Below are 24,104 nucleotides of genomic sequence, written 5' to 3'. Positions count from 1 at the left end.
GCCCTCGACGGCCCGACCCTGGCCGCCCTGGTTCGCGACACAGTGCCGGGCGTGAGCGTCCTGGCCGAACCCGTCGACGCCGACGACAGCCCGCGGGTAATGGCCTGGGGTGCTCAGCTCGACGTGCGCGTGGTCACCGCCGGGCGCCGGGTCGACGACCCGAGCGCGGCCCTCACACCCGGCCAGGTGGCCGGCTACCTGGCGAAGTACGCCACGAAGGACGTCTCCGGTCTGCACGGTGAGGGCCAGCACCGGCCGCACATCGTTGCCTTCCGGGCCGCCTGCGTCGACCTGGCAGACCGCGCCGCGCGCCACCAGGGCGAGGACCACGACTACCAGCGGATGAGCCGGTGGGTGCACATGCTCGGTTTCCGCGGCCACTTCGGTACCAAGTCACGCCGCTACTCGGTCACCCTCGGCGCCCTGCGCCGGGTGCGGGTGCGCTGGCAGCGGATCACGGCCGAGTCCGCCCGCACCGGGGAAACAATCGACACTCGCGACCTCGAGCGCAGGCTCCTGGCCGACGACGAGGACGAGACCACTGTCGTGATCGGCTCCTGGACCTACCTCGGCACCGGCTGGCGCGACGCCGCCGAAGAAGCACTCGCCATGGCCGCCGCCGCCCGCGCGCGGGAGTACGACCAGTGGCGCGCGGAACGGCATCGGTCCAACATCGTGAAGGACGTTCGAGAGAGGAACGGGTGATGGCACAACAGACTCCCGTGGCGGGCGCCGGCCCGGAGGTGCTGCAACGTCTGCTCACGTCGGCGGAGGTGGCTCGGGCCCTGCGGGTGTCTCCGTCGACGCTGTGTCGCTGGCGGCAGACGGGCCATGGTCCGCGGGTGGTGTGGCTTGCCCCATCGTGTCCGCGGTATCGACGTCAGGATGTCGAGGCGTGGCTCTCGAGGGTCGCGGCGTGAGCGTTCGCAAGCTTCCGAACGGTCGGTTCCGGGCGAAGCTGAAGAGTGGGCGCGTCGACGTTGCTAGCCGCGTGTTCGACACGCAGCGCGAGGCCAAGGCGTGGTTGTCGCGCGAGCGCGCTGCACTGGACGGCGGGGTCGACCCTCGCGCGGGCCGGGAGCGGGTCCGGTCGTTGATGCACCGCTGGCTGGCGGTGCGACGGACGACGGTCGCGGCCAAGACCTACCGGGCGGACCTCGACGTGCTGCGGTTGAGCCCGACGAGCCTGCTGGCGGTGCACGCCTCCGCGGTGTCTGGCCGCGAGGTGGCTCGGGCGTTCGAGCAGCTGCTGGCCGCCGGGATGGCGGAGAGCTCGGTGGTCCGCTACCGGGCGAGCCTGTCGTCGTTCTTCGCCTGGTGCGTCCGCGAGAAGGTCATCCTGACCAATCCCGTCCTCGGTGTCCGGGTGCCGAAGCAGTCTCGGGAGGTCGACGAGATGGATCCGTTCACCGAGGCCGAGGTCGAGGTGGTGCACGCGCAGTGGGCCGAACGGTCGCCGCACCTGGCGGACGTCCTGCTCGTGTTGTGCTGGACCGGCCTGCGGTGGGCAGAGGCGCGGTCGATGCGCGTCGAGGACGTCATGCAGGTGCCGACTGCTGGCCTGCTCGTGCGTCGATCCCAGCCGGAGGGTCAGACGGTGAAGGCGACGAAGGGCAGGCGGACGCGCCGGGTGCCGCTGGCCGACCGGGTCCTGCCGATCGTTCTCCGGTTCAGCGAGGGCAAGGAGCCGGGCGAGCTGCTGTTCACCTCGGCCGGCGGTGCCCGCCTGCACCGCACCTCGGTGCTGCGCTCCGTGCAGTGGTCGACGACGGGTCACGGCCGGAGGATCCACGACCTGCGGCACACCGCGGCGTGCCTCTGGCTGGCCCGCGGGGTCGACCCGGGAACAGTCCAGGCGTGGATGGGTCACGAGTCGATCGCGACGACGAACCGGTACCTCCACTTCCTCGGGACCGGAGCCGACCTGGCGGGGCTGGATCGGCTGAACGCGGCTCCGGGGGGCACCAGGGGGGCACGGAAGGGGGTGGGCGGTGAATGACAATGGAAGAACCCCGCCCGGGCCGGCACGTACGTGCTGGTCGGACGGGGTTTCCGGTGGGTGGAGCTGAGGGGATTCGAACCCCTGACCTTCTCATTGCGAACGAGACGCGCTACCAACTGCGCCACAGCCCCGAGTGCGGGAGAAACGATAACACCGAGCCGCGCGCGCGCCGAAACCGGTGGACGGCACCCACCCGATGCGGGGAGCCCCTGACCGGATGCCCGCGCGGTGCCACGTCGCCGCTGGTCACGGCCCGAGCCGGGCACACCTGACGGGCGGCGCGTCGGTGCCAGGACCTAGAGTCGGCGCATGCGACTGCCCCGGCCCGGAACCCGCCCCGCCAGCGGCGGCCCGAGCGACCTCCCGGCCCACCTGCCTGCGCCGACGGTCGAACCACTGGGCCCGGGCGACATCCGCGCGCGGGCCGAGTGGGCCGTCCCCCTCGGGGTGCGCACCGCGAGCGAGTGGGCGTGGCGCGGCATCATCATCGGGCTGGCCGTCGGCGCCGTGCTGTGGCTCTCGAGCGTGCTGTCCGAGGTGGTCATCCCGATCGTCGTCGCGCTGCTCGTCAGCGCCCTCCTCCACCCCGTCCACGACCGCCTGGCCCGCCTGCTCCCCCGGGGGCTCGCGGCGTTCGTCACCGTCATCGGCACGATGGCCGTCGTGTTCGGGCTCATCTCGTTCATCGGCTCGCAGCTGACCAGCCAGCTCGGCGACATCACGACGAAGGTCGCCGACGGCGTCGAGCAGATCCGCCAGTGGGTGCAGGGCACCTTCGGCATCACCGACACCCAGCTGCAGGGCTACATCACCAAGGCCCGCGACGCCCTGAGCTCGGGCAACCTCACCGACACCGCCGCGGCCGCCGGACTCACGGCGGGCCACGTGCTCGCGGGGTTCTTCGTCGCGCTCTTCACCCTCTTCTTCTTCCTCTACGACGGGGCCGGCATCTGGGGCTGGCTCGTGCGCCTCTTCCCGCGGGCGGCCCGCGAGCGCGTGCACTCCTCCGGGATCATCGCGTGGGGTCAGCTGGCCGCGTTCACCCGCGCGACGGTCTTCGTCGCCGCGGCCGACGCCGTGGGCATCGGCGTCGGCGCCGCCATCCTCCACGTGCCGTTCGCCTCGGGCATCGGCCTGCTGGTGTTCTTCGGCGCGTTCATCCCGATCGTCGGGGCCACCGTGTCCGGTGCCGTGGCGGTGCTGCTGGCGCTCGTCGCGCTCGGCCCGATCCAGGCGCTCATCATGCTCGGCATCATCATCGGGGTGCAGCAGATCGAGGCCCACCTGCTCCAGCCGCTGCTCATCGGCCGGGCGATGCGCCTGCACCCGCTCGCGGTCATCCTCGCCATCGCGGCCGGCATCGTCGTCGCCGGCATCATCGGCGGCCTCATCGCCGTCCCGACGGTCGCGGTGCTCAACGCCGTCGGGCACCACCTGCTCGACTCCGACGACCCGCCGGCCGACGACGCACCGACGGATGGACCGATGACCGCCCGGCACGTGCTCGGCGACGCGGCCACCGACCGGGCCGAGGCGGAGGCCGCCGCCGCGGAGGCGCGTCGGCTCGGCGTGGACCCGGAGGAGACGCGCGAGCTCGAGGAGAGCTGACCCCCGACGGGCCGGGCGATCGCCCGGTCGAGCCGGGCCGCGGCGGAGGCGGTCGGTCAGGCTCCGGCGACGCGACGCTCGTCGAGGTCCTCGCGGCTGCGCAGCGGGGTCTCGACCGGCTCCGGGTCCGGGGTGGTCGCGGCCGGCGCGACGGCCGGACGCTCCGCCTTGGCCTTCATCGTGTAGGTGGGCCGCGGCACCGGGACCGGGTCCCAGGTGAGCGGGATGTCGTCCTCGTCGACGAGGTGGACGTACTCGATGACCGTCTCGGGCTCCGGCTCGGGAGCCGCGACCGGCGCGGCGATCTCGGCGGCCTCCGCGGCTGTCTCCTCGGCGGCCGTCTCGACCGGCTCGGCGCCGACCGCGACGCTCTCGGACACCGCCGGGACGTCCTCGGCGACGGGGGTCGTGACGGGGGCGCGACGCTCGGTGCGCCGGGTGGCGGCCGCCGTGGGCACGGCGGCGGCGCGACGACGCGCCTCCTCGTGGGCGCGGCGACGACGGGCCGCGCGGGCAGCCTGCTCGGCGCGCACCCCGGCCCGCACCCAGGCGAGCGCGAGCAGGAGCGCACCACCGGCGACGGCGGGCGCCCACGGCACGAGGACGGAGAAGGCGGCGAGCGCCCCAGTCGTCACGAGGCCGACGAGCGTGGTGAGCAGGACGAGCCCACGGACCCGGCGCGGCACACCGCGACGGGCGGCCGGCACGGTGCGGGCCGGTGAGGACACTGCACGCTCGGACACGACTGCGGGAGAGCCGGCCTCGGCCGCCACGGCACGCTTGACGACGACCTGCGGGCGGACGGTGCGGGCCGGGTGCACGGACCACGACCGCGGCGCGGGGTCGGAGAGGTCGGTGCGCGGGATCGGGGTGCGGCGCTCGAGGACACGCATCGCGGCGCTGAACTGCTCGACCGAGCGGGCCGTGGCGAGGTGGTCCCGACGCCGGATCCAGTACTGCACGAAGTAGGCAGCCCAGACCCCGAGGAGGACGAGGAAGATCAGGCTCGACGGGGACTGCACGGTCCGACGGTAGGCGGGGGCACGCTCAGTGGCCCGGACCCGCCTCGGTGTGTCGCGCAAGTGACTGCTGTGACGAGTGTTCCGACGCGGCCAGACGCGCCAGCCGGGCGGTCAACGGCTCGCCCCGGAGGTCCTCGACGGTCAGGGCGAAGGAGAGGTGCTCGCGCCACGCGCCGTCGATGTGGAGGTAGTGCGGGCGGCGTCCCTCGGACCGGAAGCCGAGCTTGCGCACGACGGCGAGGCTCGCGGTGTTCTCGGGCCGGATGTTGATCTCGATCCGGTGCAGCCCGACCCGGCCGAGCAGGTGGTCGCCGACGAGCGCGACGCCGGTGGGGACGACCATCTGCCCCGCGACCGCCCGGCTGACCCAGTAGCCGATCGTGCACGACCGGAACGACCCGAGGACGATGCTGCCGACGTTGACCTGCCCGACGAGCCGGCCCCCGGACTCGAGGGCGAGCGGCAGGGCACGCCCGGCGGCGGCGTCGGCGTCGTAGATCTCGACGAGCTCCCCGAACGACCGCGGCGGGGCCGAGGGGTCGGGCGACGTGGCGTCCCACGGCTCGAGCCACTCGGCGTTGGCCCGCCGCACGGACTGGAAAGCCAGTCCGTCGGCGAGGGTGAGCGGGCGCAGCAGCACGTCGGCCCCGGTCGGCGTCGTCCCCGACAACCGCAGCGGCCACACCCACGTGGAGGGCGCCGCGGTCGGCACCGTCCGGGGCGCACGGCGCCGCCGGCCCCACATCAGTGGTCGCCCCCGCGCACCTGGTCGAGGGCGTGCGGCAACACCTCGGCGAGGACCGCGAGCGCGTCCCTGACGCCTCCGCTCGACCCCGGGAGATTGACCACGAGGGTGCGCCCGGCGAGCCCGGCGAGCCCGCGCGAGAGGACGGCGGTCGGCACGCCCTGCGCGACGCCGCGGGCCCGGATCGCCTCGGCGAGGCCGGGGACCTCGCGGTCGAGCAGGGGACGGGTGGCCTCGGGGGTGCCGTCGGTCGGGGTGAGCCCGGTGCCGCCGGTCGTCAGCAGCAGGTCCGGGCCGCCGGCCAGGGCGGCGGCCAGGGCCTCGCCGACCGCGGGCCCGTCCGGGACGACGACCGGCTCGTCGACCGCACACCCCCAGCCGCGCAGGGCCTCGACGATGAGGGCGCCGCCGCGGTCGGGGTAGACACCGGAGGCGGCCCGGGTCGAACAGGTGACGACCGCCGCGCGGCGCCCGGCGAGGTCGGGGCTGCTCACGGGCGCTCCGTCCAGTCGCCCGAGCGCCCGCCGGACTTCGCGGTGACCCGGACGTCGGTGATCCGGGCGTGCTTGTCGACGGCCTTGACCATGTCGACGAGCCCGAGCGCGGCCACGCTCACCGCCGTGAGGGCCTCCATCTCGATGCCGGTGCGGTCGGCGGTGCGCACCTCGGCCCGGATGTCGACGCCGTCGTCGGCCACCTCGAGGTCGAGCTCGACCGCGTGGACGGCGACCGGGTGCGCCAGCGGCACGAGCTCGGGGGTGCGCTTGACCGCCTGGATGCCCGCGATCCGCGCGACGGCGAGGGCGTCCCCCTTGGGCACCGTGCCGTCGCGGAGCGCGGCGACCGCGGCAGCGGAGAGCAGCACGCGGCCGCGCGCCTCGGCCCGCCGCGCGGTCACCGCCTTCGCCGAGACGTCGACCATGTGGGCCGTGCCGTCGGCGCGGACGTGGGTGAGCCCGCTCGGGGGCCCGGGGTGGTCAGCCACAGCCCCGATGATGCCCGAGCAGCGGCAGGCACCGGAGGGCGTCTCCCGGCGAGATGCCGTCGACCTCCGGCGGGGCGACCGCGAGCGCCGTCGCCTCGGCGAGCGCGCCGAGCACGTGCGAACCCTGCCCCCCGGAGGGCCGGACCACCCCGCCGTCCTCGACGACGCGGGTCATCTCGGCGCGACCGGTGGCGGTCGGCCACGACGCGCCCGCGACGGCCTCGAAGGCGCCGTCGTCGTCGGGGTCGAGGCCGGCCATCCGGCGCAGCGCGGGGAGGACGAAGACGTGGAAGGAGACGTAGGAGCTGACCGGGTTGCCGGGCAGCGTGACGACGGGCAGCCCGGTGGCCCCCACGACGCCGCACCCCTGCGGCATCCCGGGCCGCATCGCGACCTTGACGAACTCGACGCCGCCGTCCTCGCTGAGGACCTCCTTGACGGTGTCGTAGACGCCCATCGAGACCCCGCCGCTCGTGATGACGAGGTCGGGGTCGCCGTCCGGCGCGGCGAGGAAGGCGCGGACCGCGTCGGCGTCGTCGCGCAGGTGCACCCCGGCCGCGACCTCCGCCCCGGCGGCCTCGACGAGGGCGCGGAGCATCAGGTGGTTGGAGTCGACGATCTGCCCGTGCTCGAGCACGCCGCCGACCGGCACGAGCTCGTCGCCGGTCGAGACGACGGTGACCCGGGGTCGCCGGGTCACGACGAGCTCGGCGACGTTCGAGGCGGCGGCCAGCGCGACGTGGCCGGGGCCGACGCGTGCTCCGGCGGTGAGGACGACGGAGCCGGCCCGCACGTCCTCACCGCGGTGGCGCACGTGCCGGCCGACCTCGGGGGCGAGCCGCACCGACACCTTCTCCGCGCCGGCGTCGGTGACCTCGACGGCGACGACGGCGTCGCACCCGTCGGGCAGCGGCGCCCCGGTCATGATCCGCAGCGCGTGGCCGGGTGCGAGGACGTGACGGGTCGTGTCCCCCGCGGCGACGTCGCCGTCGACCGGCAGCACGACCGGGGTCGACTCGCTCGCGCCGGCGAGGTCGGCGGCCCGCACGGCGTAGCCGTCCATCGCCGAGTTGTCGAAGCCCGGCAGGTCGACGACGGCCACGACGTCCTCGGCGAGCACCCGCCCGAGGGCCGCGCCGACGCGCACCCGCTCGGACCCCAGCGGACGGACGAGCCCGAGCACGGCGGCCCGGTGCTCCGCGACGGTGCGCATCAGGCGTCGCCCTCCAACCGGGTGCCGTCGGGGACGGTGCGGCGCTCCCCCGTGAGGTGCACGTCGCCGACGCAGACGACGTCGGCGCCGAAGGTGACGTCGGCCTCGACCCGCAGGCTCGTGCACCCGCGCAGGGACGGCGCACCGTGCGGGAACCGCTCCTCGAAGCCGTCGAGCAGCCGGTACTCGGGCCCGAGGTCGACGAACGGGTCCGGGCGGTCCGTGGCGGCCTCGACCGTGCCGTCGTCGGCGACCCGGTAGAGGTCGCTGCGGATGAGGAGCAGCTCGTTCGTCGTCTTGACCGGCCGGAACCGGCTGCGCGGCACCGCGATCGCCCGTGCGCCGTCGAAGAGCTCGACGGCGGCGCCCATCGCCGACTCGACCTGCAGGACCGGCGTGGACGAGGCGTCGGTGGGGTCGACGGTCTTGCGGTTGACGATGACCGGCAGCCCGAGGACGCCGTCGCGCTCGTCGAGCCGGCCGGCGAGCACCTCGAGGTCGACCCAGAGGTTGTTCGTGTGGAACCAGCGGTGGCGCTCGAGGTCCTGGAAGTACTCCTCCTCACCGGGCACGACGGCCGCGGAGTCGCGGAGCACGAGCCGGCCGTCGGACCGCCGGACGACGAGCTGCCCGCCCTTGCGGTCGTTCGGCGTGCGGGCGCTGACCTCGGCGACGTACGGGATGCCCTCGGCCGCCATCCACGCCGGGATGGCGCCGTCGCACGTGGCGCCGAGGTTGTCGGCGTTGGACAGGAAGAGGTGGCGGAAGCCGCGGCGGCGCAGCTCGTCGAGAAGGCCGGTCGTCCGGAGCGCGACGAAGACGTCGCCGTGCCCCGGGGGGCACCACTCGAGCTCCGGGTCCGCGGGGTGCTCGACCGGGAAGAGGTCGTCGGCCCGCAGCTTGGGCTCCTTGCTCTGGAGGAAGTCGAGCGGCAGGCCGTCGACCTCGATGCCCGGGTGGGCCCGGAGGATCTCGAGCGAGGCGTCGCGGGTGCGGAAGGAGTCCATGAGGAGCAGCGGCACCGCGACGTCGTGCACGCGGCGGAGGGTGAGCACCTGGTCGGCGATGACGTCGAGGAAGGTGCGCCCCTCGCGCACCTCGAGGGCCGACTTCGGGCCCTGGACCCCCATGCTCGTGCCGAGGCCGCCGTTGAGCTTGACGACGACCGTGCCGGCGAGCGCCGCACGGACCGCCTCCGGCGACGGGGTGAGGGACTCCAGCGACGGGGGGTCGGGGAGCGGCTCGACGGAGTCCTCGGGGATGGTGCCGGTCACCTGGTCCTGGAGCTGCTCGTGGTAGCGCGCGAAGACACGGATGGCGAGCTCGTCGACCCCGGCCTCCCGCATCCGGGCCGTCGCGGCGCGGAGGGCATCGCTGCTCATGGCGCCACCCTACGATGCCGGACATGGCACCGACGGCGAAGACCGAACGACGCCGCGCGCTGCGGGCCCGCCGACGCGAGCTGGCCGCCGCCCGCGACACGGCGGCCGACGAGACCGCCCTCGCGACGGTGGTCACCGCGCACCTCGAGGCGCTCGGCCTCGGTGCCGGCGCCGTCGTCACGTCGTACGAGTCCGTCGCGGGCGAGCCCCCGACCGCCACCCTCAACGCCGCCCTGCTCGCCCGCGGCGTCCGCGTCCTCGTCCCGGACACCCTCGCCGACCTCGACCTCGACTGGCACGACCTCGCCGACCCGGGCCGCGAGCCGCTCGGCCTCGACGCCGTCGCGCTCGCCGACCTCGTCCTCGCCCCGGGGCTGACCGTCGACCGCAGCGGCACGCGGATGGGGCAGGGCGGCGGCTGCTACGACAAGGCGCTGCCGCGCCGGCGTGCCGGCGTCCCGGTCGTCGTCCTCCTCCACCCCGGCGAGCTGCTCGCGGCGGACGAGGAGCCGCTGCCGCGGGAGGACCACGACGTGCCGGTCGACGGCGTGCTCACCGCCGAGGGCCACACCGACCTGCGTCCCGGCTGACCCGGCAACCAGCAGGGCGCCCCGGTCGCTGCCGCCTCAGGGGGTGGCGCTGGGGTCCGGCCGGAGGGTGAGGACGTCGGGGTCGGTGGCGTCGACCGCCTTCGGCGTGAACGGCCAGGGCCGCTGGCGACCGGCCACCCAGTCCTCGACCTGGTCGGCGTAGTGGTCGTCGGTGGCGTGGCCGCTGACCCCGGTCTGGTTGATCCACGTCGAGCCGTCGAGGTTCGCTAGGTCGACGACCATCCGCATCGACGGGGCCCAGTCGACCGCGTAGCCCTCGCTCGCGGCCCACCCGTTGGCGTTGACGATCGCCGAGCCGCCCGGCATGTCGTAGGGACCCTCGTTGAACAGCCAGCGCACCGGGCCGGGGACGGTGTCGCCACCGAGGACCTTGTGCTGCAACGTGATCCGGTGCAGCTTGCCCCAGTCCCACTGCTGTGGGTCCTTGCCGAGCTCGCGGGTCAGCTCGAGGCGGGCGGCAATGAGCGCCTGGCGCAGGATCTCGTCGCGTCCCTCGGTGACGTTGGGGGTCAGCTTGTTGTCCCACCACGCGTTGGTCGGGTCGGCGAGCAGCTTCTGCACCGCGGCCCGCCAGCGGTCGCCCCCGTCGGACTTCATGTCGGCCGGCAGCTCGTCGTCGAAGGTCAGCTCGCAGAGGTTGCGCCACACGGCGTTGTAGTACGCGGCCGCGGCCGACGCGTCGGAGTCGGCGGCGGGGGTGGAGTGGTTCCAGCTCCGCAGCAGGTTGCGGGCCTCCTGCGTGAAGTCGAGGAGGTCCTGCTGGTCGGCCTCGCCCTCACGGGCGTCGAGGGGGACGCCCAGCAGCGCCGGGACGAGCACCGCGGCGAAGAGGTCGGTGTCGTCCATCTGCACCGAGGCCATGTCCGCGGCGCTGGCCTGCTTCAGCCCCGAGAGTCGCTGCGCGATGCGGGTCGAGCGCCAGCCGTAGTCCCACTCCGTCGTGAGGAACGGCGAGCGGCTGCCGGAGACCTCCTGGTTGGCCGCCACGATCACCCCGTCCTTGGGGTCGACGGTCCACGGCAGGTCGTCGAACGAGAGGTATCCGCTCCAGTCGTACGCGGAGTCCCAGCCGGGCGCCGGCCAGTAGCCGGGCGGGCTCTTGGGGAGGGCGGCCCGGCGCACGGGCACCTGGCCGGGCGCCTGGTACGCGATGTGGCCCTCGGTGTCGGCGTAGACGAGGTTCTGCGCAGGCACCGCGAACGACCTCGCTGCGGTGCGGAACTCGTCGAAGTTCGTCGCCGTGTTGAAGCCGATGATGGCGTCGGCCGTCCTGCTCGGGACGAGGCCGGTCCACGCGAGGGAGACCGCGTAGTCCTGGCTCTCGTCGCCCTGCTGGGAGGTCGGCGCGCGGGCGCCGGCGTCGCGGGCCGAGGAGAGGACGTCGGACATGATGGGTCCGTGGGTCGTCGACCGCACGGTGATGTGCTGGTCCGGCTTGCCCGCGACCTTGATCGTCTCCTCACGGCTGGTCACCGGCTCCCACGCGCCGTCGCGCAGGTAGGTCTGCCCGACCACGCGCTCGAGGTAGAAGTCCGAGACGTCCGGGCCGAGGTTGGTGAAGCCCCAGGCGATGTGGCCGTTGTGGCCGATGATGACGCCGGGCACCCCCGCGAAGGAGAAGCCCGAGACGTCGAGCGGGCACTCGGGCGTCACCGTGCGGCAGTGGAGGCTGTTCTGGATCCAGATGCCGGGCTGGCCGATGCCGAGGTGCGGGTCGTTGGCGAGCAGCGGCTTCCCGCTCTTCGTGTGCGCCCCCGAGACGACCCAGGAGTTGGAGCCGACGCCGTCGCCGCGCCCGACGAGCTGGGGCACGGCGGCCAGCGCCTTCTCGACCGCCGCGTAGGCCGCCTTCGCGCCGGCGGTCGTCGTCTCGCGGACGACCTCGTCCCCCGAGCCCGTGGCGAGGGCCGACGGCACGGCGGACGACGCGGGCGTCGACGAGGTGTACGTGCGACCGGGGCTCCACTCGTCGGCCGAGAGGATCGGGGGGTGCGCCTCCTCGTCGTACGGCGGGTAGACGGCCGCGATCTGGGCGGCGCTGAGCCGGCCGCTGAGCCGGGCGCGGGCGAGCTCGTCGGAGTAGTCGCCGCGCAGGTCCCAGGCCATCGCCTTGAGCCACGCGAGGCTGTCGACGGGGGTCCACTCCTCGATCTCACCGAGCGGGAGCTGGAGGCCGAGCACCGAGTACTCGGCCGACACCTCGCCGGGGCTGCGACCACGCAGGTAGCGGTTGACGCCGTCGGCGTAGGCCTGGAGCAGCTGGCGGGTCCGCGGCTCGAGGGTCGGCAGCTCCTCCTCGGCGACCCGGCGCCAGCCCATCGTCCGGACCACCTTGTCGGTCTCGAGCCCGGCCGGGCCGACGAGCTCGGAGAGCCGGCCGGCGGTGATGTGCCGGCGCAGGTCCATCTCGAAGAAGCGCTCCTGGGCGTGGACGTACCCCTGCGCTCGGGCGAGGTCGGTCATCGAGTCGCCGTAGATGTGCGGGATGCCGCTGCCGTCGCGCTTGACCGTCACCGGGCCGGACAGGCCGGGCAGCGAGGCCTCGCCGGACCGGACCGGGAAGGACTCGCGGACCGTGGTGACGACGACGATGCCGCCGACCACGGCGGCGACGACGACGACGGCGAGGAGTCCCACCAGGACGCGGCGGGCGACGACGAGGCGACTCACCCTGCGAGACTAGGACACCACCCCCGACGACACGAGGACGGTCCCCGGTGACAGGCGCGCTGTCGATGGTCGTCGGCGGGGAGGCCGTGCCCGGGGCCTTCTCCGTCGACGACCTCTCGCGGGTGCTCCTCGTCGGCAGCGTCGTCCTCGTCGTCGCGGTGGCGGCCGTGCGGCTCTCGCTGCGCTCCGGGCTCCCGTCGCTGCTCATCTACCTCGGCATCGGGCTGGCCCTCGGCGAGAACGGCCTCGGCATCCGCTACGACTCCGAGGAGCTGACCCAGGTCCTCGGCTACGCGGCCCTCGTCCTCATCCTCGTCGAGGGCGGCATCACGACGCGGTGGTCCGGCATCCGGCGCTCGATCGGTCCGGCCGTCTCGCTCTCGACCGTCGGGGTGGCCGTCAGCGTCGTGGCCGTCGCGGGGGTGGCGTACGCCGTCCTCGGGTGGTCGTGGGAGGTGTCGCTGCTCATCGGGGCGGTCACAGCCTCTACCGACGCCGCCGCCGTCTTCTCGGTGCTGCGCCGGGTACCCCTGCCGCAACGGATCTCCGGGATGCTCGAGGCCGAGTCCGGCTTCAACGACGCCCCGGTCGTGCTGGTCGTCACGGCGCTGGCCGCGCAGCTGACCCCCGGCGCCGAGCCCGAGACGTGGTGGCACCTGCTCGTGCTCGCCGTCCTGGAGCTGGCCGGCGGGGCGCTCGTCGGCCTGGCCGTCGGCTGGCTCGGGGCCCGGGTGATGCGGGTGGTCGCCACCTCGTCGTCGGCGCTGTTCGCCATCGGTGTGCTCGCGGTGGCGGTGCTCGCCTACGCCGCCGCCGACTCGCTGCACACCTCCGGGTTCATCGCCTGCTACCTCGCCGCGCTGGTCCTCGGCAACATCTCGCTCCCCCACCGGCCGGCCGTCACCGGCTTCGCGACGGCCATCGGCTGGCTGGCCCAGATCGGGCTGTTCGTCCTCCTCGGGCTGCTCGCGAGCCCCGAGGGCTTCCGCGCGCAGGTCGTCCCGGCGCTCGTCGTCGGCGCGGCCGTGCTGCTCGTCGGCCGGCCGCTGTCGGTCCTCGTCGCCTGCACGCCGTTCCGCATCCCGCTGCGCACCCAGGCGTTCCTGTCCTGGGCCGGGCTGCGCGGCGCGGTGCCCGTCGTCCTCGCCACGGTGCCGATCACCGCCGGCACGCCCGGGGTCGACTGGATGTTCGACCTCGTCTTCGTCCTCGTCGTCGTCTTCACCCTCATCCAGGCGCCGACCCTGCCGTGGGTCGCGGCCCGGCTCGGGGTCGGGGCGTCGCACCACCGCGTCGACCTCGCCGTCGAGGCGACCCCGCTCACCGACCTCGGCGCCGAGCTGCTCGAGATCGACGTCGGGCCGCACTCCCGGATCGCCGGCGTCCGGGTCTTCGAGCTCCGGCTCCCGCACGGCGCCAACATCTCGCTCGTCGTCCGCGAGGGCACCTCGTTCGTGCCGCGCGACCGCGACGTCCTGCGGCACGGCGACCAGCTGCTCGTCGTCACCCCGTCGGCGGTGCGCAAGGACGTCGAGAAGCGGCTGTACCAGGTGAGCCGCGGCGGCCGGCTCGCCGAGTGGTCCGAGGGCTGACCCGCCCCTGAGCGACCCCGGGACGGTCTCAGGGTCGGCTCAGGCCGGACCCTCATGGCCGGGGTCGGCGGCCGCAGGAGAGAGTCGTCCCCATGATCACCGTGGACCACCTCACGAAGCGCTACGGCGCCTTCACCGCACTCGACGACGTGTCGTTCGTCGCCCGCCCCGGGCGGGTCACCGGCTTCCTCGGCCCGAACGGCGCCGGGAAGACGACGGCGATGCGTGTCGTCGCCGGGCTCACCCCGGCCGGCGGCGGCAGCGCCACCGTGCTGGGACGCCCGTACGCGGCGCTGCCCAACCCGGGCCGGCACGTCGGCCTCCTCCTCGACGCCTCGGCGCAGCACGCGGGCCGCACCGGCCGCGAGGTGCTGACCCTCGGTGCCGTCCTCACCGGCGTCGACCGGCGCCGTGTCGGCGCGATGCTCGACCTCGTCGGGCTCAGCGAGAAGGAGGCGAACCGGCGGGTGCGCAACTACTCCCTCGGGATGCGCCAGCGGCTCGGCATCGCCCACGCCCTGCTCGCCGACCCCGAGGTGCTCATCCTCGACGAGCCGGCCAACGGCCTCGACCCGGCCGGCATCCGCTGGATGCGTGACCTGCTGCGCGGGTTCGCGGCGCGCGGAGGCACGGTGCTGCTCAGCTCGCACCTGCTCAACGAGATCGAGCGCGTGGCCGACGACATCATCGTCATCGGCAACGGGAAGGTCGTGGCCCAGGGCACGACCGAGGAGCTGCTCGCCGGCTCCGGCACCGTGGTCCGCTCGACCGACGACCGCGCCCTCGAGGCCGCGCTGCGGGCCGGCGGGGTGTCCACGACCGGCGTCGCGACCGGCGGCCTGCTCGCCGAGACCGACCCCGAGACCGTCGGCCGCGTCGCCCTCGCCGCCGGGGTCGTCCTGCGCGAGCTGCGCTCGGGCGACGAGCGCGGGCTCGAGGAGATGTTCCTCGACCTCACCGCCGCGTCGGCCCGCGAGGAGGTGGCGGCGTGAGCACCGCGACCCGCACCGCCGTCCGCGACGACGCCGCGCTCCAGCACGCCCGGATGCCCGAGCCCATCCCCGGCGAGCGGCCCACCCGGGGCATCCCGTTCGGCCGGCTCGTCACCGTCGAGCTGCGCAAGATGCTCGACACCCGCGCGGGCCGCTGGCTGCTCATCGCGGTCGGGGTAGTCATCGCCGCTGCGCTGACCATCCTCTTCGTCCAGGGCGGCGGTGACCACCCGTTCGGCGACTACCTCCAGGCGACGACGATGCCGATGGCGATCCTGCTGCCGGTCGTCGGCATCATGGCGGTCACCTCCGAGTGGTCGCAGCGCACGGCCCTGGTGACCTTCACCCTCGAGGCCCGGCGCACCCGCGTCGCCTGGGCGAAGGTCGTGGCGGCCCTGGCCGTCGGCGTCGTCGCCGTCGTCTTCTCGTTCGCGCTGGCGGCCGCGGCCCACGCGGCGGCCATCGGGCTGCGGGGCGCCGAGGGCGACTGGACGTTCACGTGGACCGCGCTCCTCGGGGCGGCCGGCTACGTGCTCCTCGGGCTGCTCCAGGGCCTCGGCTTCGGGATGCTGCTGCGCAACACCCCGGCCGCGATCGTCCTCTACTACGTGTTGCCGACCGGGTGGTCGATCCTCGGCTCGCTGTGGTCGCAGGCCGAGAAGGCCGGCGAGTGGCTCGACCTGAACCGGACGATGAACCCGCTCTTCCTCGGCGAGCTGACCGGCCAGCAGTGGGCGCAGCTCGGCACCTCGGTGGCCGTCTGGGTCGCCCTGCCGCTCGCCGTCGGGATGTGGTGGATCACCCGGGCCGAGGTGAAGTAGACCCCGGCAGGGGCGCCGCCCCCGGGACCGCGTGCCGGTCCCGGGGGCGGCGGTACGGGGACGTCGGCCCGGGCCGTGGCCGCGGCCACGGCCGGTCTGGCTTATCCTTGACGCCGACCGCGCCGCCGCGAGACCCGCCGGGTCCGGCGGCGCCCCGATGTCGTCCGAGGAGGACCACCGTGCCGACGTACGCCTACGCGTGCACCGAGTGCGACCACCGCTTCGAGGTGGTCCAGTCCTTCAGCGACGACGCCCTGACCCAGTGCCCCGAGTGCGGCGGCCGTCTGCGCAAGCTGTTCAACGCCGTCGGCATCGTCTTCAAGGGCGGCGGCTTCTACCGCACCGACTCCCGCTCGGGGTCCGGGTCCGGCTCGTCGGGGTCGGGGTCCTCGGGGTCCTCCGAGGGCTCGTCGTCCGGGTCGGGCACGTCGTCGGCGGGCTCCTCGTCGGCGGGCTCCTCGTCGGCGGGCTCCTCGTCGTCGGGGTCCTCGTCGGGCTCGACCAGTTCGTCCACAGGGTCCGGGGCGAGCGCCTCGTCGTCCACAACCTCCTCCTGAGCCGACCGGACCGGGGCCTGGCGACCTAGCGTCGCCGCATGCCCTCGTTCCGCCCGTCCCTCGCCGGGGTCACCGGTCCCGGCCGCCGTGCCCGGTGGCGGCGCTCGGTGGTGCGTCGGCTGCTCTCCGCCACCTGCCTGGTCGCCGCCGTCCTCGCGGTCGTCGAGGTCGTCCGTCCTCCGCCGCCGCCCACGATGTCGGTCGTCGTCGCCCGGCGCCCCGTGCCCGCGGGCTCGGTCCTGCGCCCCGACGACCTCGGGGCGGCGGCCGTCCCGGTCGCGGCGGCGCAGCCGGGGGCGCTCACGGCCGCGGGGTCGGCGGTCGGGCGACGGGTGGGGTCCGCCCTCGCGGCGGGCGAGACGGTCACGGCCACGCGGCTCGTGCCCCGGACCGTCACCGAGGGCCTCGAGGCCGGTCGGGTCGCCCTCCACCTGCCGCTCGCCGACCCCGCGGCCGCCGACCTGCTCGCGCCGGGCCAACGGGTGGGGGTCTACCCGGCCGAGGGTGGTGCGGTGCTCGCCGGCGACGCCGTCGTGCTCGCCGTCGACCCGCCGGTGGCCGATCCGGTGGCCGCCCTGGCTCCCATGGGTGGCAGTGCGCGCGGGGTGGTCCTCACCCTGACCGGCGAGTCCGCCGACCGGGTCCTCGCCTCCCGCGGCGACACCGGTGGGGTCGTCACCGTGGTCGTCGTCGCGCGCCCGGGCTGACGCCCCGCCCGTCCTCGGCCGACCGGCGGATCGTCCCTGTGCGGGCGGCCCACCCGCGCAATAGGTTGTCCCCGTCAGACCGTCACCACGAAAGGGAACATCATGAAGGGTTTCAAGGACTTCATCATGCGCGGCAACCTCGTCGAGCTCGCCGTCGCCTTCGTCATCGGTGGCGCCTTCGCCACCGTCGTCACCGCCTTCACGGCCATGTTCATGGACATCCTGGGCAAGATCGGCGGCAAGCCGGACTTCTCGAGCTACAAGCCCGGCGGGGTGTCGGTGGGCGCGTTCATCACGGCCCTCGTCGCCTTCCTCATCGTCGCCTTCGTCATCTACTTCTTCGTCGTGAAGCCGTACGCGGCGGCGCAGGCGCGCCTCTTCCCCAAGGAGCCGGAGGCCGAGACGATCGACCCGAACACCGAGCTGCTCAAGGAGATCCGCGACGAGCTGCGGGCGGGCCGCGGCGTCTGACCACCCGCACCGACCGGCGAGCGACGAGCGGGCTACTCCCAGTGGGGAGGTCGCTGCTCGCGCAGCCAGCGGTCGTGCGTCGACTCACCCTCGGCCGGGGAGTCGCGCGGGGTGCCGACGTCCGGTGAGTCGTCGGTGCGCGGGTTGGTCGGTGGCCGGTCCACCCGGCGTCGGCGGCGCCGCCGGGGCGCGCCGGCGCCGGTGGGGTCCTGCGGCTCAGCCACCGGGGGCCTGCCGGACCCCCACCGCGTCGAGCACCCGGGAGACGACCCGGGCGGGGTCCCGGAAGACCTCGGTCGTCCACACCCGCAGGTGCCGCCAGCCGCGCCGTTCGAGCTCGGCGACCCGGACGAGGTCGCGGTCGCGTCCGGACAGGACCGCCGCGTAGGCCGGCCCGTCGCCCTCGACCGCGAGGAGCAACCTGCCCGGGGCCGTGGGGTCCTCGATGCCGAGCTCGACGGGCAGCGCCGAGGTGCCGACCGACTCGTGGACGACGAGCCCGTGCTCCCGCAGTCGGCGGGCGAGGTCGGCGAGGACCAGGGAGGAGCCGTCGCGCCCGGCGGTCGGTGCGACGTCGTCGCCGGTCACCGCCTCGACGTGCTCGAGGAGGTCGCGCAGCATCCGGGCCCCGGAGGTGCGCAGGCGGTCCGGGTCGAGGGCCTCGGCGCCGATCGAGGACACGACGGTCAGCGCGCGGCGGGCCCGGGTCAGCGCGACCCCGAGCCGGCGGTGGCCGGTGTCGGTGGCGATCGGTCCGAAGCGATGCAGGACCCGGCCGTGCGGGGTCTTGCCGAACCCGACGGTGAGCACGACGTCGTCCCACGTCTCCCCTTGGACGTGGTCTGCGTCCCGGACCGAGAACGCCTCCGGCCGGTCCTCCGCGAAGAACGCGGCGACCTCGTCGCCGAGGCCCTCGACGGCGTGCCGCACGGCGTCCTCGACGAGCCGGCGGTGCCCGGGGCCCAGCGCGATGACGGCGAGCGAGCGCTCCGGGCGGCGGCGGGCGTGCTCGAGGACGAGCTCGACGACCCGGTCGACCTCGGCCGGCGTCGACTCGACCGCGGCCTCGCCCTCGGCGACGACGCCGTGGCCGTCGACGAGCTCGTGCCGGACGACCGGCGCGGTGCCGGTGCCCGGGAAGGTGACGAGCGTGCCGTCGTAGAGCTGCGCATCGGCGAACGCCACGAGGCGCTCGTCGAGCGCGCCGTACTGCCAGGTGAGGCGGCGCGTCGGCAGCACGCCGTCGAGGGCGTCGACGACGGACTCGCTGTCGGCCTCCTCCGGGGCGTCGACCCCGGCCGACACGACGAAGGGGACCGGCGGCAGCTGGGCGGGGTCGCCGACGACGACGACGCGGCGGCCGCGGGAGACGGCGGCGACGGCCTCCGCCGGCGCGACGAGCGAGGCCTCGTCGACGACGACGACATCGACGCACTCCCCCGGCGGCAGGACCGACGGGACGGTGAGCGGGCTGGCCAGCCAGATCGGACGGACCGCCGTGGCCAACGTGCCCACGGAGGCGAACAGCTCGGGGAGCGCGGACGGCCGCCGGGCGCGGGCGGCCTCGGCGCGCAGCCGGGTCTCCTCGTCCGGGCGGGCCCGGCGCACCTCGGCGACGCGCTCGGCCACGGCCGCGTGCACCCGGCCGACCTGGCCCTCGAGGGCCTCACGGTCGGAGGCGACCAGGGTCGCCACGGCAGCGGTCAGCGCGTGCGGGTCGAAGTGGGTGACGTACCCGTCGTGTGCACCCACCTCGTCGGCGATCGAGCACCACCACACCCAGTCGAGCTCGGTGCGGACCCGCTCGGCGGGGACGCCGCGAGCGCGCAGGTCCTCGACGAGCGGGGTGAGGCCGAGCCGGTCGAGCAGGTCGAGCGCGAGCCGGATGTCCGGCGCCGCATCGAGGCGACGAGCGGCAGCGTGGAGGGTCCCCATCCGGTCGGCCAGCTCGCCGAGGTCGAGCTCGACGAGGTCGAGGTCCTCCTCGTCGTGCGGCAGCCGGTCGTCGACCCACGAGAGGTCGTCGACGAGCGCGTCGTGGGCGGCGCGCGCCCGGTCGAGCTCGACGGGGATCTCGGGTCGGCCACCGGACCCGGCGAGCTCGCGCCACGCGTGCCGCTGCATCTGGGCCTCGACGAGTGCGGCGTGGAGGTCGGCCGGCGGACGGCCCGGCCGCAGCAGCGCGCGGGCCTGCCGGCGCACCCGCCACCGCTCGACGACGCCGAGGTCGGAGTCGGCAGCCCGCCGCTCGGCACCGGTGGCCGTGGCCGCGACGAGGTCGTCCAGGGGGATGTCGAAGACCTCGGGCCGGAACACCTCGAGGGTGTCGCGGACCTGCCCGACCGTGGCGAGGACGCGGTCCCAGTCGAGGACGGTCGGAGCGGCGGGCAGGTGCACGCCACGGAAGACGTCGCCCAGGATGCGGCGGGTCTCCCCGACGAGCCCGGTGGCGAGGCGCTCGACGCGCTCGCGGGCCTCGGCCGCCTCCTCCGGGGAGTGCAGGGCCGCCCCGAACCACGGGTCGTCGGCACCGTCGCCGTCCCAGGCGGCGAGGGCGGCGAGGCGGGTCAGGAGGTCGCCCGCCTCGTCGAGGCTGGCGCGGTCGAGGCGGAGGAGCACCGCACCCTCGAGCCGGACCCGGGAGCGGGGCGCCTGCGGCAGGGCGGCGTGCCGGCACACCTCCTCCTGCACCTCGTGGAGGGTCACGGCCCAGGGGTCGCGTCGGCCGTGCAGCGCGCGCAGGTGCTCGTCGAGCAGTGCGGCCGCCGCGGCCCGTGAGCGCCGGGCCTCGGCGTCCTCGGCGGCCTCGCGCTCACGCTGCCGGCGGCTGCCGGGCCGGGCCCCTCGCTCGAGGACCCGGTCGAGGCCCTCGACGAGCTCGCGGACCACGGACCGACGGGCATGACCGCCGTCGGCGAGGTCGAGGACGAGGTCGCCGAGCCCGACCTCGTCGAGCCGCGACCGGACGGCGTCGAGGGCGGTGCGCTTCGGGGAGACGACGAGCACGCGCCGGCCGTCGGCGGCGAGGGCGGCGGCGAGGTTCGCAACCGTCTGCGACGCGCCGGTCGAGGGTGGCGCGTGGAGCAGCAGGTGCGACCCGGCCCGTACCGCCTCCACTGCCTCGCGCTGGGCCGCGTCGGCGTCGAGGACGAGGAAGTCCTCGGCCGGGCCCCGCCCCCGCTCCGCACCGACCGCGACGGCCGGCAGGGCGTCGGCGAACCCGGCGAGCGCCGCGACGACGTCGTGCCGGGCGAGCGTGTCGGCCTGGGCGGCGAGGTCGGCGACGAGCGGCGCCTTGTGGTACGGGAAGGTGCTGACGACGACGCGCGGGTCGACGGACAGGTCGCGGACGGCCCGGCACGCGTCGGCGAGCGCGGCGTACGCCGGGTAGGGGTCGACGGCGCCGGCGGCGGTCGCGAGGTGCTCGAGACGGTCGGTGTCGAGGCTGATGCCGTGCTCGGACTCGAGGTAGTGGACGAGCGCCGGGTTCACCTCGAGCTCGTCGCCGGGCTCGAGCACCCAGTCCCGGCGGCGGGCATCCGTGGGTCGGGTCCTCAGGGCCCGGAGGAAGACGGGGGCGCCGGGCTGGCGGGGGACGACGCGCCCGTCCTCGAGGACGATGGTCCACGAGGCCATCCCGATGCCGAGGAAGCAGGTGCGCACGGCGTGCTCGCGCTCGATCTCGGTGGCGGTGTCGTGGATGCGGCCGAGCCGGGTTCGCGCCTCGTCGAGGGCGTGTGGCTCACGGACCAGCTCCGAGAGGAGCGTCGAGCCACCGGCGAGCAGGGTGCTGCGCGACCCGAGGTGCGCCGTGGACAGGTCGAGGGTGCCGACCGGGAGGTCGCGGTACCAGAGCAGCGTGTTCGGGCCACCGAGCTCGACGAGGTGACGGGTCCACCGGGCCCGGGCCTCGGCGACCCTCTCGGCGCGGACCGTGGCGGCGTCGGGCGCGATGCTCAGGTGCCCTCCCCGGTGCCGGTCCTCGGGCACGGCGTCGGCGACGCCGGCCCTGCCGCGGGGCCGTGCGTCGCGCGCCGGGCCGCTCGCAGTCACCTCAGCAGGCTAACAACGGCGGGCGCCCGGGCCCGGGAGGCTCGGGCGCGGGTCGCGGGCCGGCCTCAGGGGGTCGCCGGGGCGGGCGGGACGGGCGGGGCCGGCGGGACGCCGCCGGTCGGGACACGGGTGGTGACGGCGAGCAGCCCGATGGCGAGCGCGAAGCCGAGCGAGGTGAGGGCCAGGGCATGGAAGCTGACGCGGTCGACGATGACGCCGGCGACCGCGCCGCCGCCCCCGGCCGCCAGGCCCATGAGCAGGTCGGAGGCCCCCTGCGCGCCGGGGCGCTCGGCCGCGGGGATGGCCGAGGTGAGGAGGGTCGAGCCGGCGACGAGGGTGCAGGACCAGCCCAGCCCGAGGAGGAACAGCCCGCCGAGCAGCGTCGAGGACTCCCCCATCGGCGAGACCGACGCGAGGAGGGTGGCCGCGCTGAGGACCCCTGCCCCGACGAGCGCGACGGGTCGCCCGCCCAGCCGGTCGACGGCCATCCCGGTCAGCGGGGAGAACGCGTACATCCCGAGGATGTGGACACTGATGACGAAGCCGATGACGGTCAGCTCGGCGTGCCCGTGGGCCATGTGCAGCGGGGTCATCACCATGACGCTCACCATGACGCCGTGCCCGAGGGCCAGGGTGAGGATGCCGAGCCGCGCGACCGGGCGGGAGAAGGCGACCCGGAGGCCGCGGACCACGGAGCCGTGGGTCGGCTCGCCCGGCTCGTCGCCCTCGTCGAGCGCCCGGCGGCGGGACTCGACGAGCGGGTCGGGGCGCAGCCGGACCGCGATGACGGCGATGGCGAGGACCAGGCCGACGAGGGAGAAGACGAACGGTCCGGTGAGCCGCGGGAGGCCGAGGGCGTCGGCGACCGGCGCGCTCGGGCCGACGAGGTTGGGGCCGAGGACGCTGCCGAGCGTCGTCGCCCAGACGACGATGCTCAGGTCGCGGGCTCGGCGGGCCGGGATCGCGAGGTCGGCTGCGGCGTAACGGCTCTGGCTGTTCGACGCCGTGGCGCCGCCGAAGAGCAGGCTGGAGACGAGGAGCAGCGGGAAGTTCCGCACGACGCCGGCGGTGATGAGCCCGGCGGCCCCGACGGTGGCGAGGGCGTAGCCGAGGACGAGGCCCGGTCGGCGTCCGCGGGCGGCCATCACCCGGGCCATCGGCACCGCGACGAGGGCCGCCCCGAGCACCTGGAAGGTCCCGCCGAGGCCGGCCCAGCGCGCGGAGCCGGAGACCTGCTCGGCGAGCAGGGCCCCGACCGCGACGCCGGCGGAGAGGCCGACGCCTCCGAGCATCTGCGAGCCGACGAGGGTGCGGACGGTGCGGCGCTGGAGGTCGTCGCGGGGGGTCGTCGGGGCCGGGGCGGTCGTCACGTGGGGCAGTATCCCCCCGCGCGGCGCCGGCCCGGGGTGGCGTCCGCCGCGCCCCGCCCGCCCCGCCGGTGTCGTGTGCCGAAACGGTCGCCCGGGCAGCCACCTGGGCACTCGAGGCCGGTCGGCCCCGTAGGCTGTCCTGCGGTCTTCCCGCCCTCGTAGCTCAGGGGAAGAGCACTTCTCTCCTAAAGAAGGTGTCGCAGGTTCGAATCCTGCCGGGGGCACTCTGCTCCGGTCGCGCGGGTCAGCGCCTTCTCGCCCGGGCGTCCGAAGATGCTGAGCACCTCGGCCGGACCCTCGCCGGTGCTGCCGAACCAGTGCGGGACCCGGGTGTCGAACTCGGCCACCTCGCCGATCCCGAGGACCAGGTCCCGGGTCCCGAGAACAAGGCGCATGCGGCCGGACAGCACGTAGAGCCACTCGAAGCCGTCGTGCGACCGGGGCGCCGGCGTGGTCTGGCTACCGGGGATGACGATCTTCCACGCCTGGATGCCACCCGGGCCGGTCAGCGGGAGCACGGTGCGGCCCTTGACGTTTCGCGCCTTGAGTCGGACCCGCGGGTCGCCCACCTCGGGAGCGCCGACGAGGTCGTCGATCGGGACGCGGTAGGTCATCGCGAGCGGGAGCAGCAGCTCGAGGCTCGGGCGGCGCTGACCCGTCTCGAGGCGGGACAGGGTGCTCTTGGAGATCCCGGCGCGCTCGGCCGCCTCGACGAGCGTCAGCCCCCGACGCCGCCTGATCTCGCGCAGGCGCGGGGCCACCCGCTCCAGGGCCTCGCTGATCGCGCCGGACCCGTCGGGGCCCGGATGCTCGCCGCCGCTCACGCGCTCATTGCACCGCAGCGTTCCCGGGATCGGCAACAACGGTTGTCGGCGCGCCCACCGCGGGGCGACTCTTCCCGGCATGACCGAGCACACAGCCGAAGCCACGGGCTCCCGCCAGGCCCGACCCACGCACGACGTCGTGGTCGTCGGCGGCGGCGCCGCCGGCCTCTCCGCCGCGCTGGTCCTGACCCGGGCTCGCCGTGACGTGGTCGTCGTCGACGCGGGGACGCCACGCAACGCGCCTGCGGCGCACATGCAGGGCTTCCTCGGCTCCGACGGCCTGCCGCCCTCCGAGCTCCTCGCCGCCGGCCGCGCCGAGGTGGCCGACTACGGCGGTCGGTTCGTCGACGGGACGGTGACCGCCGTGCTCGAGCACGGTTCCTCGGACCGCGGCACGGGCCGCTGGTTCGAGGTGCGGCTCGACTCCGGCGAGGCCCTGCGCGCCCGGCGCGTCCTGGTCACGTCCGGACTGCGGGACG

At 75.1% G+C, this 24,104-nt stretch carries 22 protein-coding genes, 2 tRNA genes and 2 pseudogenes; 13 read left to right on the top strand and 13 right to left on the bottom strand.

Features of this window, described 5'->3' with window-relative positions:
• From PKA89_RS08270 to PKA89_RS08260, 3 genes are all read left to right on the top strand, one after another.
• Positions 1-705 (top strand): replication initiator (locus tag PKA89_RS08270; protein ID WP_324418432.1); only part of this gene is annotated, 705 nt, incomplete at its 5' end.
• Complete coding sequence (locus PKA89_RS08265; protein WP_324418430.1) at positions 705-920, top strand: helix-turn-helix domain-containing protein; 216 nt, start codon at positions 705-707, stop codon at positions 918-920. The genes PKA89_RS08270 and PKA89_RS08265, both read left to right, overlap by 1 nt.
• 71 nt (positions 921-991) lie before the next feature.
• Positions 992-1,999 (top strand): tyrosine-type recombinase/integrase, encoded by a 1,008-nt coding sequence (locus PKA89_RS08260; protein WP_324418428.1) that lies wholly within the window; start codon positions 992-994, stop codon positions 1,997-1,999.
• A gap of 61 nt (positions 2,000-2,060) precedes the next feature.
• On the opposite strand, the gene PKA89_RS08255 is transcribed toward PKA89_RS08260, so the two are convergent.
• Positions 2,061-2,133: transfer RNA gene (locus PKA89_RS08255), tRNA-Ala, on the bottom strand.
• A gap of 178 nt (positions 2,134-2,311) precedes the next feature.
• Between PKA89_RS08255 and PKA89_RS08250 the strand changes: the two genes are divergently transcribed.
• On the top strand, positions 2,312-3,610 hold the full coding sequence (locus PKA89_RS08250; protein WP_324418426.1) for an AI-2E family transporter: 1,299 nt from the start codon (positions 2,312-2,314) through the stop codon (positions 3,608-3,610).
• Positions 3,611-3,666: 56 nt separating this feature from the next.
• On the opposite strand, the gene PKA89_RS08245 is transcribed toward PKA89_RS08250, so the two are convergent.
• Genes PKA89_RS08245 through PKA89_RS08220 form a run of 6 tightly spaced genes read right to left on the bottom strand, consistent with a single transcriptional unit; the run spans position 3,667 to position 8,957 of the window.
• A complete protein-coding gene (locus PKA89_RS08245; RefSeq protein WP_324418424.1) occupies positions 3,667-4,632 on the bottom strand; it encodes a hypothetical protein in 966 nt (321 codons plus the stop codon).
• A 25-nt stretch (positions 4,633-4,657) separates the two neighbouring features.
• On the bottom strand, positions 4,658-5,344 hold the full coding sequence (locus tag PKA89_RS08240; RefSeq protein WP_324418422.1) for a GNAT family protein: 687 nt from the start codon (positions 5,342-5,344) through the stop codon (positions 4,658-4,660).
• A gap of 32 nt (positions 5,345-5,376) precedes the next feature.
• Positions 5,377-5,871 (bottom strand): molybdenum cofactor synthesis domain-containing protein, encoded by a 495-nt coding sequence (locus PKA89_RS08235; protein WP_324418420.1) that lies wholly within the window; start codon positions 5,869-5,871, stop codon positions 5,377-5,379.
• Positions 5,868-6,299 carry a cyclic pyranopterin monophosphate synthase MoaC gene (gene moaC / locus PKA89_RS08230; RefSeq protein ID WP_324418440.1) on the bottom strand — a complete coding sequence of 144 codons (432 nt, stop codon included), beginning with the start codon at positions 6,297-6,299 and terminating at the stop codon, positions 5,868-5,870. Before moaC ends, PKA89_RS08235 begins: the two co-directional genes overlap by 4 nt.
• A gap of 55 nt (positions 6,300-6,354) precedes the next feature.
• On the bottom strand, positions 6,355-7,575 hold the full coding sequence (glp, locus tag PKA89_RS08225) for a gephyrin-like molybdotransferase Glp (protein WP_324418418.1): 1,221 nt from the start codon (positions 7,573-7,575) through the stop codon (positions 6,355-6,357).
• Positions 7,575-8,957: a UTP--glucose-1-phosphate uridylyltransferase gene (locus tag PKA89_RS08220; protein WP_324418416.1), complete on the bottom strand. Its 1,383-nt coding sequence runs from the start codon at positions 8,955-8,957 to the stop codon at positions 7,575-7,577. The genes glp and PKA89_RS08220 overlap by 1 nt, the downstream gene beginning before the upstream one ends.
• Positions 8,958-8,980: 23 nt before the next feature.
• Between PKA89_RS08220 and PKA89_RS08215 the strand changes: the two genes are divergently transcribed.
• Complete coding sequence (locus tag PKA89_RS08215; protein WP_324418414.1) at positions 8,981-9,547, top strand: 5-formyltetrahydrofolate cyclo-ligase; 567 nt, start codon at positions 8,981-8,983, stop codon at positions 9,545-9,547.
• A 36-nt stretch (positions 9,548-9,583) separates the two neighbouring features.
• On the opposite strand, the gene PKA89_RS08210 is transcribed toward PKA89_RS08215, so the two are convergent.
• Positions 9,584-12,238, bottom strand: a complete 2,655-nt coding sequence (locus PKA89_RS08210; RefSeq protein WP_324418412.1) for a penicillin acylase family protein — start codon at positions 12,236-12,238, stop codon at positions 9,584-9,586.
• Between the two features lie 47 nt (positions 12,239-12,285).
• Here PKA89_RS08210 and PKA89_RS08205 point away from each other — a divergent pair, with 47 nt between their 5' ends.
• The 4 genes and pseudogenes from PKA89_RS08205 to PKA89_RS08190 form a co-directional block, all read left to right on the top strand.
• On the top strand, positions 12,286-13,830 hold the full coding sequence (locus PKA89_RS08205; protein WP_324418409.1) for a potassium/proton antiporter: 1,545 nt from the start codon (positions 12,286-12,288) through the stop codon (positions 13,828-13,830).
• 92 nt (positions 13,831-13,922) lie between these two features.
• Positions 13,923-14,822 (top strand): ATP-binding cassette domain-containing protein, encoded by a 900-nt coding sequence (locus tag PKA89_RS08200; RefSeq protein ID WP_324418407.1) that lies wholly within the window; start codon positions 13,923-13,925, stop codon positions 14,820-14,822.
• On the top strand, positions 14,819-15,643 hold the full coding sequence (locus PKA89_RS08195) for an ABC transporter permease (RefSeq protein WP_324418406.1): 825 nt from the start codon (positions 14,819-14,821) through the stop codon (positions 15,641-15,643). Before PKA89_RS08200 ends, PKA89_RS08195 begins: the two co-directional genes overlap by 4 nt.
• Positions 15,553-15,963: pseudogene (locus PKA89_RS08190) on the top strand (FmdB family zinc ribbon protein); the annotation flags it as partial. The gene PKA89_RS08195 and the pseudogene PKA89_RS08190, both read left to right, overlap by 91 nt.
• 14 nt (positions 15,964-15,977) lie before the next feature.
• On the opposite strand, the gene PKA89_RS08185 reads toward PKA89_RS08190, so the two are convergent.
• Positions 15,978-16,187, bottom strand: coding sequence for a hypothetical protein (locus tag PKA89_RS08185; RefSeq protein ID WP_324418442.1), 210 nt, complete (start codon positions 16,185-16,187; stop codon positions 15,978-15,980).
• Between the two features lie 51 nt (positions 16,188-16,238).
• Here PKA89_RS08185 and PKA89_RS08180 point away from each other — a divergent pair, with 51 nt between their 5' ends.
• Both PKA89_RS08180 and mscL read left to right on the top strand, forming a co-directional pair.
• Positions 16,239-16,907, top strand: coding sequence for an SAF domain-containing protein (locus tag PKA89_RS08180; protein WP_324418404.1), 669 nt, complete (start codon positions 16,239-16,241; stop codon positions 16,905-16,907).
• Between the two features lie 102 nt (positions 16,908-17,009).
• The gene (gene mscL, locus PKA89_RS08175; RefSeq protein WP_324418402.1) at positions 17,010-17,378 is read left to right on the top strand and encodes a large conductance mechanosensitive channel protein MscL; all 369 of its coding nucleotides are present in this window, start codon (positions 17,010-17,012) and stop codon (positions 17,376-17,378) included.
• Between the two features lie 32 nt (positions 17,379-17,410).
• Here the strand turns inward: mscL and PKA89_RS08170 are convergent, their stop codons facing one another.
• The 3 genes from PKA89_RS08170 to PKA89_RS08160 form a co-directional block, all read right to left on the bottom strand.
• Positions 17,411-17,602 (bottom strand): hypothetical protein, encoded by a 192-nt coding sequence (locus tag PKA89_RS08170; RefSeq protein ID WP_324418400.1) that lies wholly within the window; start codon positions 17,600-17,602, stop codon positions 17,411-17,413.
• Positions 17,595-21,431: an AAA domain-containing protein gene (locus PKA89_RS08165; RefSeq protein ID WP_324418398.1), complete on the bottom strand. Its 3,837-nt coding sequence runs from the start codon at positions 21,429-21,431 to the stop codon at positions 17,595-17,597. Before PKA89_RS08165 ends, PKA89_RS08170 begins: the two co-directional genes overlap by 8 nt.
• A 65-nt stretch (positions 21,432-21,496) precedes the next feature.
• Positions 21,497-22,801: an MFS transporter gene (locus PKA89_RS08160; RefSeq protein WP_324418397.1), complete on the bottom strand. Its 1,305-nt coding sequence runs from the start codon at positions 22,799-22,801 to the stop codon at positions 21,497-21,499.
• 152 nt (positions 22,802-22,953) lie between these two features.
• Between PKA89_RS08160 and PKA89_RS08155 the strand changes: the two genes are divergently transcribed.
• Positions 22,954-23,025 (top strand) — tRNA-Arg (locus PKA89_RS08155).
• On the opposite strand, the gene PKA89_RS08150 is transcribed toward PKA89_RS08155, so the two are convergent.
• Positions 22,987-23,706: an XRE family transcriptional regulator gene (locus tag PKA89_RS08150; RefSeq protein ID WP_324418439.1), complete on the bottom strand. Its 720-nt coding sequence runs from the start codon at positions 23,704-23,706 to the stop codon at positions 22,987-22,989. The two genes, PKA89_RS08155 and PKA89_RS08150, sit on opposite strands and share 39 nt — an antisense overlap.
• Here PKA89_RS08150 and PKA89_RS08145 point away from each other — a divergent pair.
• Positions 23,705-24,079: pseudogene (locus PKA89_RS08145) on the top strand (FAD-dependent oxidoreductase); the annotation flags it as partial. The gene PKA89_RS08150 and the pseudogene PKA89_RS08145 overlap by 2 nt on opposite strands.
• Positions 24,080-24,104: the final 25 nt, after the last annotated feature.

Origin of the sequence: Phycicoccus sp., assembly GCF_035325325.1 — a bacterium.
GTDB lineage: Bacteria > Actinomycetota > Actinomycetes > Actinomycetales > Dermatophilaceae > Phycicoccus.
This window is presented reverse-complemented; position numbering and strand designations above follow the sequence as displayed.

Coding starts and splice junctions, on each gene's coding strand:
- PKA89_RS08250 (WP_324418426.1), top strand. CDS start 2,312: ATGCGACTGCCCCGGCCCGGAACCCGCCCCGCCAGCGGCGGCCCGAGC.
- glp (WP_324418418.1), bottom strand. CDS start 7,575: ATGCGCACCGTCGCGGAGCACCGGGCCGCCGTGCTCGGGCTCGTCCGT.
- moaC (WP_324418440.1), bottom strand. CDS start 6,299: ATGGTCGACGTCTCGGCGAAGGCGGTGACCGCGCGGCGGGCCGAGGCG.
- PKA89_RS08265 (WP_324418430.1), top strand. CDS start 705: ATGGCACAACAGACTCCCGTGGCGGGCGCCGGCCCGGAGGTGCTGCAA.
- PKA89_RS08215 (WP_324418414.1), top strand. CDS start 8,981: ATGGCACCGACGGCGAAGACCGAACGACGCCGCGCGCTGCGGGCCCGC.
- PKA89_RS08200 (WP_324418407.1), top strand. CDS start 13,923: ATGATCACCGTGGACCACCTCACGAAGCGCTACGGCGCCTTCACCGCA.
- PKA89_RS08180 (WP_324418404.1), top strand. CDS start 16,239: ATGCCCTCGTTCCGCCCGTCCCTCGCCGGGGTCACCGGTCCCGGCCGC.
- PKA89_RS08220 (WP_324418416.1), bottom strand. CDS start 8,957: ATGAGCAGCGATGCCCTCCGCGCCGCGACGGCCCGGATGCGGGAGGCC.
- mscL (WP_324418402.1), top strand. CDS start 17,010: ATGAAGGGTTTCAAGGACTTCATCATGCGCGGCAACCTCGTCGAGCTC.
- PKA89_RS08150 (WP_324418439.1), bottom strand. CDS start 23,706: ATGCCGGGAAGAGTCGCCCCGCGGTGGGCGCGCCGACAACCGTTGTTG.